Source organism: Aliivibrio sp. A6, from assembly GCF_028765505.1.
GTDB lineage: Bacteria > Pseudomonadota > Gammaproteobacteria > Enterobacterales > Vibrionaceae > Aliivibrio > Aliivibrio finisterrensis_A.
Genome location: NZ_JARACR010000106.1, coordinates 1 through 750 on the forward strand (window position 1 = coordinate 1; position 750 = coordinate 750).

Genomic DNA, 750 nt, shown 5'->3' on the forward strand with positions numbered 1-750 from the left:
CACTTTTTTATACTTAACTAATTGATTGCATGATATTTAAGCACAATTTGTAAATTTTAAGCTTTACACGCTATATGGAAGTATAAATTGTAAGCACCGACAGCCTATTTTCTCACTAGGTAGTGTGAGCGATGCTTACTAAAACATATCTCTCTAATCAGGAGCAGATAGACTTTCAGGATTATCCTCTATCCAACGCTTCAACCATTCTATCTGCTTTTTAGGATCTTCATTTTTTAACTCTTTCCATTTCGCTTGTGCTGATATATTTAACTTCTCTAATTCATTACCCTCTTGAGTCCAAGGTAAATCATTGCCATAAAAACGCTTACTTTTTGGGAGCCTAAGTGCTAGTGGAGAACCTGTAAAATATTTACTCTCTCTCTTATCAATTCCTTCTTGGTACACCCCGAAAAGACGTAATTCAGAAGAATAGATCTCACCACTCTTATCATCTAAGATCGGGCCAAACGGTCTTAATCCTTTTACCTTTTTACCTGTTGGCGAGATATAGTCCAAATCAAACTTTATTACATACAGCTTTTTAGACCCTATCTGATTGAGAAAAAGTTCAGGAGCTTGCATAACCTCTTTAACAACCATAGAAGAAAAGGCTAATAACTCACTCTTATATTTTCCATCTATATTTAATTCAGCTTCTTTCGTTTTAATATCACTGTAAGCAGGCTGCGAAGAGTGATAGCCATAATTGATCTTATAGCTAATATCCATTACATGATGAAGAGAGCT

Annotated in this window: 1 pseudogene; it reads right to left on the bottom strand. The window is 34.9% G+C overall.

The features are described 5' to 3' along the window. Positions 1–153: 153 nt before the first annotated feature. Positions 154–750, bottom strand: a pseudogene (locus tag PVK70_RS18805) (OmpA family protein); the annotation flags it as partial.